Origin of the sequence: Jatrophihabitans sp. (genome assembly GCF_036000465.1) — a bacterium.
Taxonomy (GTDB): domain Bacteria; phylum Actinomycetota; class Actinomycetes; order Mycobacteriales; family Jatrophihabitantaceae; genus Jatrophihabitans.
In genome coordinates this window covers 64,656-79,518 of record NZ_DASYFV010000059.1, presented here as the reverse complement: position 1 = coordinate 79,518, position 14,863 = coordinate 64,656, and the positions used below count along the sequence as shown (strand labels likewise).

The window sequence follows — 14,863 nt, the reverse complement described above, 5'->3', positions numbered from 1 at the left end:
TCGGCAGTTACGACGACAACCTCATCGAGCTGGCCACCCTCTGCCTGGGTGGCCTCGTCGCGTTGGCCGCCCTCTACCAGCCGTGGCTCGCGATCCTCGTCATCGCGCCCATGTACACGCTGCAGCGCGGAGCGCTGGTGCGCGAGCTCGAGACCGCGGCGACGACCGACGCCAAGACCGGCCTGCTCAACGCCGTCGCCTGGGAGCAGTTGGCCAAGCGCGAACTCGCGCGGGGCGAGCGGGAGACCTACTCGGTCGCGGTGCTCATCATCGACATCGATCGCTTCAAGCTCGTCAACGACCGCTTCGGCCACCTTGCCGGCGACGTCGTCCTGCGCGGCATCGGCCGCAGCCTGGGCGGCGCCATGCGGGAGTACGACACCGTCGGCCGCTTCGGCGGCGAGGAGTTCGTGGCCGTGCTGCCCGAGGCCGACGAGATCTCCGCCCTCACCGTCGCCGAGCGGGTGCGCGCGCGGGTCAACCGAATCCGGGTGTCCGACCTCGTCGAAGGCATCGACCCGATCGACGACGACCTGCTCGCCGTGTCCATCGGTGTCGCCTGCACGCCGGTCGACGGCTTCGAGCTGGCTGAACTGCTGCACGCGGCGGACCAGGCGCTGTACCGGGCGAAGGATTCGGGCCGCAACCAGGTGCAGCTCGCCTACCGCGGTACCGGCGAGACGCCCGTCCGCGCCTGACGCCGGACCGCTCCCGCTGCTGCGTCGCGCCGAGCGGCGGGGCGTTCCCGTTGCCGTCCCGCATCCCGTTAGGGTTGTGCCGACTGTGCCGCCGCGCAGTGACGAACGCATGCAGTGAAGGAGGCCGGCCGTGGCCAGCATCGACGCCGTAGGTGCCCGCGAGATCCTCGATTCGCGAGGCAACCCCACCGTCGAGGTCGAGGTCGCCCTCGACGACGGCACGCTCTCGCGCGCGGCCGTGCCGAGCGGTGCGTCGACCGGTGCCTTCGAGGCGGTCGAGCTGCGCGACGGCGGTGCTCGGTACGGCGGCAAGGGCGTCGCCCAGGCCGTCGCGGCGGTCATGGACACCATCGGCCCCGAGGTCATCGGCTTCGAGGCGAGCGAGCAGCGCATCCTCGACCAGGCGCTGCGCGATCTCGACGGCACGCCCGACAAGAGCCGTCTCGGCGCCAACGCGATCCTCGGCGTCTCGCTCGCGGTGGCCCGCGCCGCCGCCGGCTCGGCCGACCTCCCGCTGTTCCGCTACGTCGGCGGCCCGAACGCGCACCTGCTCCCCGTCCCGATGATGAACATCCTCAACGGCGGGGCCCACGCCGACTCCAACGTCGACGTCCAGGAGTTCATGATCGCGCCGATCGGCGCGCCGACCTTCGTCGAGGCCCTGCGCCAGGGCGCCGAGGTCTACCACGCCCTGAAGTCGGTGCTGAAGGGCAAGGGACTCGCCACCGGGCTGGGCGACGAGGGCGGCTTCGCGCCGAGCCTCGACTCCAACCGGGCCGCGCTCGACCTCATCATCGAGGCGATCGGCCAGACCGGCCTGACCCCGGGCGTCGACATCGCGCTCGCCCTCGACGTCGCCGCCAGCGAGTTCCACGCCGACGGCGCCTACGCCTTCGAGGGCAGCTCGCGCAGCGCCCAGTACATGATCGAGTACTACACCGGGCTGGTGAACGACTACCCGATCGTGTCGATCGAGGACCCGCTCGACGAGGAGGACTGGGACGGCTGGATCTCGCTGACCAACGAGCTGGACGACCGCGTCCAGATCGTCGGCGACGATCTGTTCGTCACGAACCCCGAGCGCCTCGCCCGCGGCATCGAGTCCGGTGCCGCCAACGCGCTGCTGGTGAAGGTCAACCAGATCGGGACGCTGACCGAGACCCTCGACGCCGTCGATCTCGCGCACCGGCACGGCTACCGCTGCATGATGAGCCACCGGTCGGGGGAGACCGAGGACACCACCATCGCCGACCTCGCCGTGGCCACGAACTGCGGACAGATCAAGACCGGTGCCCCGGCCCGCAGCGAGCGCGTCGCCAAGTACAACCAGCTGCTGCGTATCGAGGACGAGCTGGACGACGCTGCGCGCTACGCCGGCGCCGGCGCGTTCCCACGCTTCATCGCCGCCGACCAGGGCTGAGCACCGGTGCCTGATTCCCGTCGAGCCGAACGGGCCGAGCTGCGCTCGGTCGGCCGCCGCCGTGCCCGCGCGGCCGGCACCGGTGCCGTGCGACCGGTGCTGACCGGACGCGCGATGCTGCTCGGGGTGCTGATCGTGCTCCTGGTGGTCGTGCTGGCCTCGCCGGTGAACCGCTACCTCGGTTCGCGCAGCGACGTCGACCACGCGGGGCAGCAGCTCAAGCAGGACTCCGCCGAGCTGAAGCGGCTCTCCGCGCTCGAGGCGCAGTACTCCGACCCGGGGTTCATCCAGCAGCAGGCCCGCAAGCAACTGCAGTTCGCGATGCCGGGCGACATCGTCTACGAGGTCGTCGACCGCGGGCAGAAGTCGCAGATCGAGCAGACGCGCAGCACGTCGACGTCCAAGAGGGCGACCGGGCCGGCGTGGAACACGCGGCTGTGGGACAGCGTCCGTGCCGCCGGAGGCTGACCTCCCCCTCGCCGACGCCACCGACCGCGCCGTCGTCGGCGCGCAACTCGGGCGCGAGCCCAGGGCCATCCGCGCCGTGGCGCATCGTTGCCCGTGCGGCAATCCGGACGTCGTCGAGACCTCGCCGCGTCTGCCCGACGGCACGCCGTTCCCGACGCTGTACTACCTCACCTGCCCTAAGGCCGCCGCCGCGATCGGCACCCTCGAGTCGAGTGGCCTGATGCGGGAGATGACCGAGCGGCTCGGCACCGACGACGAGCTCGCCGCGACCTACCGGGCCGCGCACGAGTCCTACCTCGCCCGGCGCGAGGAGATCGGCCACGTGGACGAGATCGCCGGGATCAGCGCGGGCGGCATGCCGACCCGGGTCAAGTGCCTGCACGTGCTCGTCGGTCACGCGCTCGCCGCCGGGCCCGGGGTGAACCCGCTCGGTGACGAGGCGCTGGCCCTGCTGCCCGAGTGGTGGGCCGCCGGGCCCTGCGTCTCGCCGTGACCCGGGTGGCCGCGATCGACTGCGGCACGAACTCGATCCGCCTGCTCGTCGCCGACACCGCTCCCGGCGGGGCCCTGCACGACGTGCACCGCGAGACCCGCATCGTCCGCCTCGGTCAGGACGTCGACCGAACCGGCCGGCTCGCGGCCGACGCACTCGAGCGCACCCGGGTGGCGGTGGGCGACTACGCCGCGATCGTCGCGGGTCTGCGGGCCGAGCGGGTGCGCATGGTCGCCACCAGTGCCACCCGCGACGCCGCCAATCGGAGCGAGTTCGTCGACCTGGTCCGGGCCGAACTGGGTGTCGAGCCCGAGGTCATCTCCGGCGCCGAGGAGGCCGCGTTGTCGTTCGCCGGAGCCGCCGGCGGGCTCCCCGCCGGGGCCTTCCCCCTGCTCCTCGCCGACATCGGCGGCGGCTCCAGCGAGCTGGTTCGCGGCGGCGGGGCCGCGCCGCTGATCGCGCACAGCATGGACATCGGCAGCGTCCGGATGACCGAACGGCACCTGCACGACGACCCGCCGACGGCCGACCAGGTGGCCGCGGCCGAGCGCGACGTGCGCCGTGCGATCGCCGCCGCCCGGGCCGATGTGTCGCTCGAGCGGCCGGTGACGCTCGTCGGTGTCGCCGGCACGGTCACCACCGTCGCGGCCCTGGCGCTCGGGCTGTCGACCTACTCCCGCGACGCGATCCACGGGGCGGTCGTATCGGCCGAGCAGGTGCGCGCCGTCGCCCACCGGCTGCTGACCCTGCCGCACGACGAGCGGGCCGCAGTGCCGGTCATCCACCCGGGGCGCGTCGACATCATCGGTGGCGGCGTGATCATCCTGCGGACGCTGCTCGACGAGGTCGGGGTGGACGAACTCGTCGCCAGCGAGCACGACATCCTCGACGGAATCGCGCTCAGCCTGGTCTGAACCGGCCGCGGTCAGAGGCCGGCCCGCTCCGTCGCCCGCCGGAAGATCGCGTCCAGCATCGGCTCGGTGAGCCGTCCGGTGAAGGTGTTCTGCTGGCTGACGTGATAGCAGCCGATGACGGTCCGGTCGTCGACGTCGACCTCGACACCGTGGCCGAACGGCGGTCGGCGGGACGGGACATCGACGCCGGCCTCGCGCAGCGCGGGCCACAGGGCCGCCCAGCCGAAGCGGCCGAGCACGACCACCGCCCGGAGGCCGGGCCAGAGCAGGCCCAGCTCGCGGACCAGCCAGGTGCGGCAGGTGTCGCGCTCGAGCGTCGTCGGCTTGTTCGCCGGCGGGGCGCAGTGCACCGGGGCGGTGATCCAGGTGCCGCGGAGGGCGAGGCCGTCGTCGGCCGCCACCGAGGTCGGTTGCGAGGCGAGGCCGGTGCGGTGCAGGGCGGCATAGAGCCAGTCGCCGCTGCGGTCGCCGGTGAACATCCGGCCGGTGCGGTTGGCGCCGTGTGCCGCCGGGGCCAGCCCGAGGACGAGCAGGCGCGGGTCGGGGTCGCCGAAGCCGGGCACGGGACGTCCCCAGTACTCCTGGTCGGCGAAGGCGGCCCGCCGCTCCCGGGCGACCTGCTCGCGCCACTCGACCAGGCGCGGGCAGGCCCGGCACTGCACGAGCTCGCGGTTCAGCGCGGCCACCCCATCCGTCCCGGCGTCGCGCACCCCACCACTGTGGCAGGCTGGGCGAAACCAGACTGACGGAGGTCCGATGCCCGGCGGCAAGTTCTTCATGAAGATCCTGACGCTCCTGCTGCGGATCCCGATCGCCATCGCGATCCGCAAGGTGATCGCGCGGATCTGGGCGGCGGCGCGGCCGACCGCGGAGAAGCGGGAGCCGAACGAGGCGGGCGTGCGCGCGGGCGACGCGCTGGCCTGGGCCGCTCTGTCGGCGGCCGGGGTCGCCGCGGCCCAGCTGGCCACGCGCAAGACGGCCGAGGGCACCTATCGCGTGGTCACCGGCACCGAGCCGCCGCCGCCGCCGCCCAGCCGGGCGCAGAAGAAGGCGGCCAAGAAGGAGAAGAAGCAGCAGGCCAAGCAGGACGCCGCCAAGGCCAAGGCCTAAGCGGTCAGGGCCGCGCGCACGTCGTCCGGGATCGGCACGGGCCCGCCCGCCAGGTCAGCGAGCACGTAGACCGTCTCGACCGTGCAGCACTCACGCCCGCTCGCGCGGATGTCGAAGCTCAGCGTCGCGCTGGTGCGGCCGAGCCGCGTGCACCGCACATCCACCTCGACGGTGTCACCCCAGTGCGCCGGTCCGCGCCAGGTGAGCGTCGAGGTCGCCAGCCGCACCCGCTCGACGAACTCGCGCAGGCCGCGGGCGAGGCAGAACGCGCCCATGGCCTCGTCGCAGTAGAGCAGATAGTGCGAGTTGAACACGACGCCTTGCTGGTCGACCTCGGCGTAGCGGACGGGGGACGACCAGTCGCTCATGCCCGCAGTCTCCCGCAGAGCAGAATGGGGCCGCACCCCCGTAGCCCAATGGCAGAGGCAGACCCCTTAAAAGGGTCGCAGTGTCGGTTCGAGTCCGACCGGGGGTACCGGGTCGTCGACCGCGCCCAGTGCGCCGCGACGCGACAAGCGGCCGACCACCCGACCCCGCGAGTCGACGACGGCAGCCTCGCCGTCGGCGCCCACCACGATGTCGAGCGTCCCGTCGCGCTCGTCGAGATCGACCCCGCGGCGGCGGAGCTTGGCGGTGTACACGGTGTCGCGCGCCAGCACCTGGCTGACTCCGGTGGCGAGCACGATCGCCGTCATCAGCGGAAGGATGATCGAGTACTCACCGGTGAGCTCGAACAGGATCACGACCGCGGTGATGGGGGCCCGGGCGGCGCCGGCGAACACCGCACCCATCCCGATCAACCCGTAGGTGCCCACTGTCCCGGCCGAACCGGGTGCCAGGTCGTGCAGCGCGAGCCCGTAGGCGCCCCCCAGCATCGCGCCGACGAACAGGCTGGGGGCGAACACTCCGCCCGAGCCGCCGATGCCGATGGTGAGGCTCGTCGCGAGCATCTTCGCCGCGAGCAGTCCGAGCAGGACGGCGATGGAGTAGCCGCCGACCACCCCGCGATCGAGGACGGGATAGCCGACCCCGTACATCTGCGGAACGACGAGCAGCAGCATGCCGAGCAGCACCCCGCCGACGGCCGGCCGCAGCCACTCGGGGCCGCGCCACGCCCAGTCGCAGGCGTCCTCGATCCAGTAGAGGATCCGGGTGAAGATCACGCCGACCACGCCGGCCACGAGGCCGAGCAGCGCGAACCACACGTACTGCACCGGATGGCTGACCCGGAAGTGCGGCAGGGCGAGGAACGCGGCATCGCCGAACGCGGCCCGACCGATGACGCTGGCGGTGACCGAGGAAAGCACGACCATGCCGAAGGAGCGGGCGGTGAAGTCGCGCAGGATGAGCTCCATGGCGAAGAAGACGCCGGCGAGCGGGGCGTTGAAGGTAGCGGCGATGCCGCCGGCGGCGCCGCACGCGACGAGCACCCGCGTCCGGTTCTCGTCGACCCGGCTCACGCGGCCGAGGGTCGACCCGAGCGCGGAGCCGATCTGGACGATCGGGCCCTCCCGCCCGACCGAGCCGCCACCGCCGATGCACAGCGCGGAGGCGAGCGCCTTGACCGCGGCGACCTGCGGCTTGATGCGGCCCCTGTTCCGGGCCACCGCGTACATGACCTCCGGCACGCCGTGCCCCCGGGCCTCCCGCGCGAAGAGGTGCACCAGCGGCCCGTAGACCAGGCCCGCCACGACCGGGGCGAGCAGCAGGAACCAGACGCCGAGGAACGGCACGTGGGGGTTGTCGACCCGTCCCAGGCCGGCGTAGTCGGCGTGGCCGCTGAACGCGCGGGTGAAGGTCGAGATCAGCCAGCGGAAGGCGATCGCGCCGCCGCCCACGGCCAGGGAGAGGGCGACCAGACCCGGTTCGGACGTGCGGAGAGCGATCACGGCGCGGCGCGAGAATGTTGCTGACTGCATGTATTGCAGTATGTAACAATTCTCGGGACGGTGCGAAATGAGGGGCTGCAGAGGTGACCGGTCGAACGCGTCGCGACACCGACGAGTTCGTCGATGCGGTGCTCACCGCGTCGAGGGTGCTCGTGGCGGTGTCGGCCCGCTCGCTCGCCGAGGTCGCCGACTCGACAACGGTCGTGCAGTTCCGCACGCTGGTCGTGCTGCGCATGCGTCCGGACACCAACCTGCACGGGCTCGCCGAGGCGCTCGCGGTCAACTCCTCGACCGCGTTGCGCATGGTGGACCGCCTCGTCGTCGCCGGTCTCGTCGCACGACGGTCGAGTCCCGAGAGCCGACGCGAGGTCCGCCTCGCCCTCACCGACACCGGTGCTGCTCTGGTCGACGAGGTGACCGCCCGTCGCCGGGCCGAGATCACTCGCATCGTCCGGACGATGCCGGCGCACCAGCGCGCCGAACTCGCGCCCGCCCTGCGGGCCTTCGCCCAGGCGGCCGACGAACCGCCGGTGGCGGGGGGAGTCACCGCTTTCGGCTGGTGACCGGCCGCGCACTGTTGGCCGGCCCCGGCGCGGGGGCAGGCGTCAGGCGTCAGGCGAACTCGATCACCACGGTGGCCACCCGGTCGTCGGGCGTCCAGGCGATGCGCATGGTGCCGTCACCCCCGCCGTCCCAGGCGAACTCGACGATGTCGACCAGCCCCTCGGCCGCCAGGTTGAGCACGGTGATCGTGTCGTCCGGCGGGCTCGCGGCATAGGAGGTGGCAACCGCCTCGCGGCCGTCGAGGGTGTCCGGGCCGCCGTTCTTGAACTCCATCCGGACGTTCTCGGCGAGCTGGCCGAGGTAGGCCTCCCACTCGCCCGAGCGGACCCCGGTGTTGAACCGATCGACGAACTCGATGACCCGCTGCGGGCCTGAAGTCACGCTCAGCCGCCGCTCTTGCGACGGAAGGTGCGCTTGCCGCCGGCCGCGCCGTGGGTGTCGTGGATCTTCGAGTCGTTCGCGCTAGCGCCCTCGTGCGGGTGCTGCTTGCCGCGCTTGCGCTCGAGCGCCTCGCGGAACTTGTCCTTGGCCTCCGCGGCCGGGGCCTCATTGTCGTCGCTCATGTCGGACAGACTGTCATGCCCGCTCGAGAACCACGATCGGTATCTCGCGATCGGTCTTCTTCTGGTACTCGGCGTAGTCGGGCCAGACCTCGACCATGTGGGCCCACATCGCCGGCCGCTCGTCGGCGTCGGCGTCGTGCGCCTTCGCCGCGAACTTCTCGCCCCTGATCTGCACCCGAACGTCGGGCTGCTCGACGAGATTGAGGTACCACGCGGGGTGCTCCGGCGCGCCGCCCTTGGAGGCGACGACGAGGTACTTGTCGTCCCAGTCGCGGTAGATCAGCGGATGCGTGTGGTCGCGGCCCGACTTCCGGCCGGTGGTGTGCAGCAGGAGGATCGTCGTCCCCTTCTCCCAGTGGTAACCCTCCTCGCCGTCCGTGGCCTCGTAACGCTCGACGTGCTCCTTGCCGAACAGCATGATCGTCCTCTCCGGTGCCGGTTGGCTGATCTCGGAATAGCCTGCCCAGGACGGGCGTTCCGAAAGCAGTTGCAGATGCAACGATAACGAGGAGGTTGATGGAGATGGCCGCGGTCACCGCCGACACCCTGGTCCTGCCCCGTGTGAAGGGCGCCGGACTGGGCGACACCGAGCGTCCCGTTCTTGCCGTCACGGCCGGACCGACCGGATTCGAGGGCGAGGGCTTCCCGGTGCGCCGGACGATGGCCGGCATCGCCTACAAGTACCTCGACCCGTTCATCATGATGGATCACATGGGTGAGGTGGACTACGCCGCCGGTGAGCCCCGGGGCACCAACTGGCACCCGCACCGCGGCTTCGAGACGGTCACCTACCTGATCGACGGCCAGTTCATCCACCAGGACACCCACGGTGGTGGCGGCGTGATCCGTGAGGGCGCGACGCAGTGGATGACCGCCGGTGCCGGCCTGCTGCACATCGAGACGCCGCCGGAGAAGCTCGTCGAGGACGGCGGGCTGTTCAACGGTTTCCAGCTGTGGGTCAACCTGCCCGCGGCGGACAAGATGATCGCCCCGGCCTACCAGCCCGTCGAGGCGTCGGACCTGCTGCTGCTGGCCAGCCAGGACGGCGGCGCGCTGCTGCGGGTGATCGCCGGCGAGGTCGACGGGCACACGGGTCCAGGGTCGACGCACACGCCGATCACGCTGCTGCACGGTTCGATCGCGGCCGGCGCCCAGCTGTCGCTGCCGTGGCAGCCGACCTACAACGCGCTGGCCTACGTCTACGCCGGGTCGGGAACGGTCGGGCCGAAGGGCGAGCCGGTGCATGCGGGGCAGACCGTGGTGTTCGGGGCGGGCGACCGCATCACGCTCACGGCCGACGCCAAGCAGGACAGCCGCACCAGCTCGATGGAGGTCATCTTGCTCGGCGGCGAGCCGATCGGGGAGCCGATGGTGCACTACGGGCCGTTCGTGATGAACACCCGCGACGAGCTCGTCCAGACGCTCGAGGACTACCAGGCGGGCCGCCTCGGCGTCATCCCGCCGGACGCGATCATGCCGCACGTGCCGAAGGGTGCGCGCGACCCGCGGAGCTGACCGCGTGAGACCCGGGACTGGCGGATCGCCGGTCCCGGGGTCTTGTATGCGGACATGACTCCTGAAGCGGACAAATCACCCCGACCGGCCTCGCGACGCGCGTTCCTCGCCGGCGGCGCGGCCGCGGCGACGCCGTTCGCCGGGCCGGCGCTGGCCGACCCACCCCGGCCGCCGTCCCGCGGCGAGTGGCCGGACGGCCCCGGTCATCCCAACCACCCGCAGGAGGCCGATCCGGCGCTGCGCGAGATCCTGCGTCAGGTCGACCCGGCCCGCATCCGGGCGACGATCGAGAAGCTCGTCTCCTTCGGCACCCGGCACACGCTGTCGGCCCAGGACGACCCACGCCGCGGCATCGGCGCCGCCCGCGACTGGATCGCCGCGGAGCTGCGGACCTACGCCGCGGCGTCCGGCGGCCGTATGACCGTCGACGTGCCGTCCTACATCCAGCCGCCGGCCAGCCGGGTGCCGACGCCCACGCGCATCAGCAACGTGCGGGCGACGCTGCGCGGGTCGGTCGAGCCCGACCGCATCTACGTGATCTCGGGCCACTACGACTCGCGCGTCACCGACGTCATGAACTCCACCGCGGACGCGCCGGGGGCGGGCGACGACGCCTCCGGGGTCGCCGTCTCGATGGAACTCGCGCGCGTCATGGCGCGCTACCGGCCGGACGCGACGCTCGTCTTCCTGGCCGTCGCCGGCGAGGAGCAGGGACTCTACGGCTCGACCTACGCCGCCCAGCAGTACAAGGCCGAGGGCGCCGACATCCAGGGCATGTTCACCAACGACATCGTCGGCTCGAGCACGGCCGACGACGGCACGCGTGACCCCTACTGCCTGCGCCTGTTCGCCCGCGGCGTGGCCAATCCCGAAAGCGCGTCCGATCCGGCTCGCGTCGCGGTGGGCGGGGAGAACGACTCCCCGGCCCGCGAGCTGGGCCGCTTCGTCACCGAGGTGGCGGGCCGTCCGACGACCGGCATGAACGTCCGGCTGATCTACCGCCTCGACCGCTACCTGCGCGGTGGCGACCACCTGTCGTTCCTCAACGCCGGCTACGAGGCGGCCTGCCGCTTCACCGAGCCGAACGAGAACTTCGCGCACCAGCATCAGGACGTCCGGGTCGAGAACGGCGTGCAGTTCGGAGACCTCCCGCAGTTCTGCGACTTCGACTACATCGCTCGGGTCGCGAAGGTGAACGGCGCGGCGCTGTGGTCGCTGTCGCAGGCACCCGGCACGCCCCGGGGCGTCGTCGTCGACACGACCCGGCTCACCAACGACACCACCCTGGTGTGGACGGTCGATCCGCGGGCCGCCGGGTACGAGATCGTCTGGCGCCCGACGACCGAGGCCGAATGGACGCACGTGATCCCGGTCGGGAAGGTCGGCACCGCCACGGTCGACCTGTCGAAGGACAACGTGATCTTCGGGGTCCGGGCCACCCGACGGGCGCGGGCACCGCGGCCCGGCGGTGCTGCCGCTGCCGAAGGCCTGATCCGGGCCGGCCGGCGTTCGCTCTGAGCGGACGCCGGTCGGGGCGCGGTGCGGGAACAGTCTCCGGTTCGTCGTAGTTGAGCCGATTACGCTCAAGAAAACGAGGACCCCGTGACCGATGTGATCACCCTTCCGATCCTGTCCCTGCCCGACATCGTCGTCCTGCCGGGCATGGTCGTGCCGGTCGAGCTGGACAGCGACACCCGGGCCGTCATCGACGCCGCCCGCGCCGGCTCCGACGGCCGACTCCTTCTCGCCCCCCGCCTGGCCGACCGCTACCCCAGCTACGGTGTGGTCGCGACGGTCGACCAGGTCGGCCGGCTGCCCGGCGGTGCGCCCGCCGCGGTGCTGCGCGCCGGCACCCGGGCCAAGCTCGGCTCGGGCGTTCCCGGCCCCGGTGCCGCCCTGTGGGTGGAAGCCGAGCCGGTCGGCGACGTCCCTGTCACCGACGCCGTCCGCGAGCTCGCCGACGAGTACAAGAAGGTCGTCATCGCGATCCTGCAGCGGCGCAACGCCTGGCAGGTCGTCGACACCGTGCAGCGGGTCACCGACCCGTCCGAGCTGGCCGACATGGCCGGCTACGCGCCGTACCTGAGCGACGAGCAGAAGCGCGAGCTGCTCGAGACCCCCGACATCGAGGCTCGGCTGACCCTCGTCCTGGCCTGGGCCCGCGACCACTTCGCCGAGCTCGACGTCACCGAGAAGATCCGCGACGACGTGCGTGAGGGCATGGACAAGCGACAGCGGGAGTTCCTGCTGCGCGAGCAGCTGGCCGCCATCCGCAAGGAACTGGGCGAGGGCGAACCCGAGGGCGCCGACGACTACCGCGGCCGGGTGGAGGCCGCCGACCTGCCCGAGAAGGTCCGCGAGGCCGCGCTGCGCGAGGTCGGCAAGCTCGAGCGGGCGTCGGACCAGTCGCCCGAATCGGGCTGGATCCGCACCTGGCTCGACACCGTGCTCGACCTGCCCTGGGCGACCCGTACCGAGGACAACACCGATGTGCTCGGTGCGCGCGCGATCCTCGACGCCGACCACCACGGCCTCGACGACGTGAAGGACCGCATCGTCGAGTACCTCGCCGTCCGGTCGCGCCGGGCCGAACGCGGACTCGAGGTCGTGGGGGGACGCGGCTCGGGCGCCGTGCTGGCGCTCGTCGGCCCGCCCGGCGTCGGCAAGACCTCGCTCGGCGAGTCGGTCGCGCGCACGCTCGGCCGCAAGTTCGTCCGCGTCGCCCTCGGCGGCGTCCGCGACGAGGCCGAGATCCGCGGCCACCGGCGCACCTACGTCGGCGCGCTGCCTGGCCGCATCGTCCGGGCCATCACCGAGGCCGGTTCGATGAACCCGGTCGTCCTGCTCGACGAGATCGACAAGGTGGGCTCCGACTACCGGGGTGACCCGGCGGCGGCTCTCCTCGAGGTGCTCGACCCGGCGCAGAACCACACCTTCCGCGACCACTACCTCGAGGTCGAACTCGACCTGTCCGACGTGGTGTTCCTCGCGACGGCGAACGTCGCCGACACCATTCCGGCCGCGCTGCTCGACCGCATGGAGGTCGTGACCCTCGACGGCTACACCGAGGACGACAAGGTGGCGATCGCACGCACGCACCTGCTGCCGCGCCAGCTGTCGCGAGCCGCGCTGTCGGAGGACGAGGTGAGCGTCTCGGACGAGGCGCTGCACCGCATCGCCGGCGAGTACACCCGCGAGGCCGGTGTGCGTCAGCTCGAGCGGTCGCTCGCCCGGGTGCTGCGCAAGGTGGCGACCAAGCTCGCGTCGACCGACGAGACGTCGATCGCCGTCGACGACGCCAACCTGCGCGAGTTCCTCGGCCGCCCGCGCTTCCTGCCCGAGTCGGCCGAGCGCACCGCCGTGCCCGGCGTGGCCACCGGCCTCGCCGTCACCGGCGCCGGCGGCGACGTGCTCTTCATCGAAGCCACCGCGATGGCAGGCGAGCCGCGGCTGACCCTCACCGGCCAGCTCGGCGACGTCATGAAGGAGTCGGCGCACATCGCGCTCTCCTACCTGCGCTCGCACGGTCTCGAGCACGGCGTCGACCCCGCCGCGCTCGACCGCGTCGTGCACCTGCACGTGCCGGCCGGGGCGGTGCCGAAGGACGGTCCGTCCGCGGGCGTCACGATGGTCACCGCGTTGTCGTCGCTGGCCACCGGGCGTCCGGTGCGGGCCGACGTCGGGATGACCGGCGAGGTGACGCTCAACGGTCGCGTGCTGCCGATCGGCGGGGTGAAGCAGAAGCTGCTCGCGGCCCAGCGGGCCGGGCTGAAGACCGTGTTCATCCCGCTGCGCAACGAGCCCGACCTGGACGATGTCCCGGCCGAGGTGCTCGAGGCGCTGGACGTGCGACCGGTCGGCGACGTCGGCGAGATCCTCGCCTACGCCCTCGAGAGCACCGAGCAGGTCGCGGTCGACGCCGCCTGACCGGCGGATCTGAGCCCGGCCCGTCCGCCCCCCGAGACGGTGAGTGGCGAGTTGAGGCGGTGAGTGGCGCGTATTCGTGCGCCACTCACCGCGCAACTCGCCACTCAACGGCGGGACGGGCGGGACTCAGCGGGTGGCGCCCCCGGGCTTCAAGCGGCCCGGGGGCAGATCGGGTGCCGGTAATCGGTAGCCGTCGAAACCGTCGACGTCACCGAACCGGTCACCGTCCATCCACTCGGCCCGGGCGGCGACTATGTCGTCGTTGCTGCGACCGACGAAGTTCCACCACATGACGATGTGCTCCTCGAACGGTGCCCCGCCGAGCAGCAGCATCCGGGCGCCGAGGTCCGACGTCAGGCGCAGGTCCGGGCGGCCGCACCCGAGGTAGGCCATCGCTCCCGGCCCGAGCGGCGCCTCGTCGTCGATCGTCACCGAGCCCGACATCACCAGCACCGCATGCTCGAAGCCGGGCTCCAGCGGCAGCCGGAGCGCCCCCTGTACGGCGACGTCGGCCCCGACGAGCGGTGAGTGGGCGTGGCCCGGGGAGCGGGCGCCGTCGACGTCGCCCATGATCACGGTGACGGTGCCGCCCCGCGCGTCGATCACCGGCAGGGCGGCGCTGTGCTGCCAGGCGGCCGGCGTGGTCAGGGCGTCCGACGGCAGTGCGACCCAGAGCTGCACCCCGTGCAGGAGGGCCGGGTGCGGCACCGGTGACTGCTCGGCGTGCGTGATCGCGTGACCGGCCGTCATCAGCCCGAGCTCGCCGGGCCGGATCAGCTGGTCGCTGCCCAGGCTGTCGCGATGGTGCACCTCGCCGTCGAGCAGCCAGCTGACCGTCTGCAGGCCGATGTGCGGGTGGGGCGGCACCTGCATGCCGGGCGCGCTCGCGATGTCGTCGGGGCCGTAGTGGTCGACGAAGCACCACGCCCCGACCAGCCGCCGGCCCAGGTTGGGCAGCAGCCGGCGCACCATCGTGCTCTCGCCGAGCAGCACCTCCTTGCCGGCGAACACCTCGTACACCGGGCGCGGTGCGACGTCGGTCAGCCCGCCGCCGAGACGCAGCGCCGGGGCCCGGTCGAGGTTGCTCACGCCGGCAAACCTACGCCCGCCGGAGGGGTCACGACGTGGGCCGCGTCGGGTAACGGCTGCGCAACCAGAGCGCGGTGAGCGGGTCGATGATGCACCGGCGGGCGCCGCGACCTCGGGCTCGGGAGCCGACCCGGGATCGATCCGCAGAAGACGTGGGCCGCGGTGTCACGCTGGGCCTGGCCATAGGTCCGGATCAGGCCCTCGGTGCCGTTC

The 14,863-nt window shown here is 72.2% G+C and carries 15 protein-coding genes, 1 tRNA gene and 2 pseudogenes; 11 read left to right on the top strand and 7 right to left on the bottom strand.

What is annotated here, in order from left to right; all coding sequences use genetic code 11:
* From VGN18_RS17810 to VGN18_RS17790, 5 genes are all read left to right on the top strand, one after another.
* Positions 1-698: diguanylate cyclase (locus VGN18_RS17810; RefSeq protein WP_327541062.1), on the top strand; the 698-nt coding region annotated here is incomplete at its 5' end.
* A 130-nt stretch (positions 699-828) separates the two neighbouring features.
* Complete coding sequence (gene eno, locus VGN18_RS17805) at positions 829-2,118, top strand: phosphopyruvate hydratase (protein WP_327541061.1); 1,290 nt, start codon at positions 829-831, stop codon at positions 2,116-2,118.
* 6 nt (positions 2,119-2,124) lie between these two features.
* Entirely contained in the window at positions 2,125-2,586 is a 462-nt protein-coding gene (locus tag VGN18_RS17800; protein ID WP_327541060.1) for a septum formation initiator family protein, read from the top strand.
* A complete protein-coding gene (locus VGN18_RS17795) occupies positions 2,570-3,079 on the top strand; it encodes a DUF501 domain-containing protein (protein ID WP_327541059.1) in 510 nt (169 codons plus the stop codon). Before VGN18_RS17800 ends, VGN18_RS17795 begins: the two co-directional genes overlap by 17 nt.
* Positions 3,076-3,993 (top strand): Ppx/GppA phosphatase family protein, encoded by a 918-nt coding sequence (locus VGN18_RS17790; RefSeq protein WP_327541058.1) that lies wholly within the window; start codon positions 3,076-3,078, stop codon positions 3,991-3,993. The genes VGN18_RS17795 and VGN18_RS17790 overlap by 4 nt, the downstream gene beginning before the upstream one ends.
* 11 nt (positions 3,994-4,004) lie before the next feature.
* Here the strand turns inward: VGN18_RS17790 and VGN18_RS17785 are convergent, their stop codons facing one another.
* On the bottom strand, positions 4,005-4,703 hold the full coding sequence (locus tag VGN18_RS17785) for a uracil-DNA glycosylase (RefSeq protein WP_327541057.1): 699 nt from the start codon (positions 4,701-4,703) through the stop codon (positions 4,005-4,007).
* A gap of 46 nt (positions 4,704-4,749) precedes the next feature.
* Between VGN18_RS17785 and VGN18_RS17780 the strand changes: the two genes are divergently transcribed.
* Complete coding sequence (locus tag VGN18_RS17780) at positions 4,750-5,103, top strand: DUF4235 domain-containing protein (RefSeq protein ID WP_327541056.1); 354 nt, start codon at positions 4,750-4,752, stop codon at positions 5,101-5,103.
* On the opposite strand, the gene VGN18_RS17775 is transcribed toward VGN18_RS17780, so the two are convergent.
* Positions 5,100-5,471 carry a thioesterase family protein gene (locus VGN18_RS17775; RefSeq protein WP_327541055.1) on the bottom strand — a complete coding sequence of 124 codons (372 nt, stop codon included), beginning with the start codon at positions 5,469-5,471 and terminating at the stop codon, positions 5,100-5,102. The two genes, VGN18_RS17780 and VGN18_RS17775, sit on opposite strands and share 4 nt — an antisense overlap.
* Positions 5,472-5,505: 34 nt before the next feature.
* Between VGN18_RS17775 and VGN18_RS17770 the strand changes: the two genes are divergently transcribed.
* Positions 5,506-5,578 (top strand) — tRNA-Leu (locus VGN18_RS17770).
* A gap of 126 nt (positions 5,579-5,704) precedes the next feature.
* On the opposite strand, the pseudogene VGN18_RS17765 reads toward VGN18_RS17770, so the two are convergent.
* Positions 5,705-7,022: pseudogene (locus VGN18_RS17765) on the bottom strand (chloride channel protein); the annotation flags it as partial.
* 53 nt (positions 7,023-7,075) lie between these two features.
* Between VGN18_RS17765 and VGN18_RS17760 the strand changes: the two are divergent.
* Positions 7,076-7,555, top strand: coding sequence for a MarR family winged helix-turn-helix transcriptional regulator (locus VGN18_RS17760; protein ID WP_327541054.1), 480 nt, complete (start codon positions 7,076-7,078; stop codon positions 7,553-7,555).
* A 49-nt stretch (positions 7,556-7,604) separates the two neighbouring features.
* Here the strand turns inward: VGN18_RS17760 and VGN18_RS17755 are convergent, their stop codons facing one another.
* Genes VGN18_RS17755 through VGN18_RS17745 form a run of 3 tightly spaced genes read right to left on the bottom strand, consistent with a single transcriptional unit; the run spans position 7,605 to position 8,537 of the window.
* Positions 7,605-7,937, bottom strand: coding sequence for a nuclear transport factor 2 family protein (locus VGN18_RS17755; protein ID WP_327541053.1), 333 nt, complete (start codon positions 7,935-7,937; stop codon positions 7,605-7,607).
* A gap of 2 nt (positions 7,938-7,939) precedes the next feature.
* Positions 7,940-8,119 carry a DUF5302 domain-containing protein gene (locus VGN18_RS17750; RefSeq protein ID WP_327541052.1) on the bottom strand — a complete coding sequence of 60 codons (180 nt, stop codon included), beginning with the start codon at positions 8,117-8,119 and terminating at the stop codon, positions 7,940-7,942.
* A 13-nt stretch (positions 8,120-8,132) separates the two neighbouring features.
* The gene (locus tag VGN18_RS17745) at positions 8,133-8,537 is read right to left on the bottom strand and encodes a nitroreductase family deazaflavin-dependent oxidoreductase (RefSeq protein ID WP_327541051.1); all 405 of its coding nucleotides are present in this window, start codon (positions 8,535-8,537) and stop codon (positions 8,133-8,135) included.
* Positions 8,538-8,641: 104 nt separating this feature from the next.
* Here VGN18_RS17745 and VGN18_RS17740 point away from each other — a divergent pair, with 104 nt between their 5' ends.
* From VGN18_RS17740 to lon, 3 genes and pseudogenes are all read left to right on the top strand, one after another.
* Positions 8,642-9,634 (top strand): pirin family protein, encoded by a 993-nt coding sequence (locus tag VGN18_RS17740; protein WP_327541050.1) that lies wholly within the window; start codon positions 8,642-8,644, stop codon positions 9,632-9,634.
* A gap of 54 nt (positions 9,635-9,688) precedes the next feature.
* Positions 9,689-11,126 (top strand): annotated as a pseudogene (locus VGN18_RS17735) (M28 family peptidase).
* Between the two features lie 110 nt (positions 11,127-11,236).
* Entirely contained in the window at positions 11,237-13,561 is a 2,325-nt protein-coding gene (gene lon / locus VGN18_RS17730; RefSeq protein WP_327541048.1) for an endopeptidase La, read from the top strand.
* 126 nt (positions 13,562-13,687) lie between these two features.
* Here the strand turns inward: lon and VGN18_RS17725 are convergent, their stop codons facing one another.
* Complete coding sequence (locus VGN18_RS17725) at positions 13,688-14,650, bottom strand: pirin family protein (protein WP_327541047.1); 963 nt, start codon at positions 14,648-14,650, stop codon at positions 13,688-13,690.
* Between the last annotated feature and the right edge of the window lie 213 nt (positions 14,651-14,863).

What these genes read in the sequence shown, in the direction of transcription:
- VGN18_RS17780 (WP_327541056.1), top strand. Translation starts at nt 4,750, where the DNA reads ATGCCCGGCGGCAAGTTCTTCATGAAGATCCTGACGCTCCTGCTGCGG.
- VGN18_RS17775 (WP_327541055.1), bottom strand. Translation starts at nt 5,471, where the DNA reads ATGAGCGACTGGTCGTCCCCCGTCCGCTACGCCGAGGTCGACCAGCAA.
- VGN18_RS17750 (WP_327541052.1), bottom strand. Translation starts at nt 8,119, where the DNA reads ATGAGCGACGACAATGAGGCCCCGGCCGCGGAGGCCAAGGACAAGTTC.
- VGN18_RS17745 (WP_327541051.1), bottom strand. Translation starts at nt 8,537, where the DNA reads ATGCTGTTCGGCAAGGAGCACGTCGAGCGTTACGAGGCCACGGACGGC.
- VGN18_RS17740 (WP_327541050.1), top strand. Translation starts at nt 8,642, where the DNA reads ATGGCCGCGGTCACCGCCGACACCCTGGTCCTGCCCCGTGTGAAGGGC.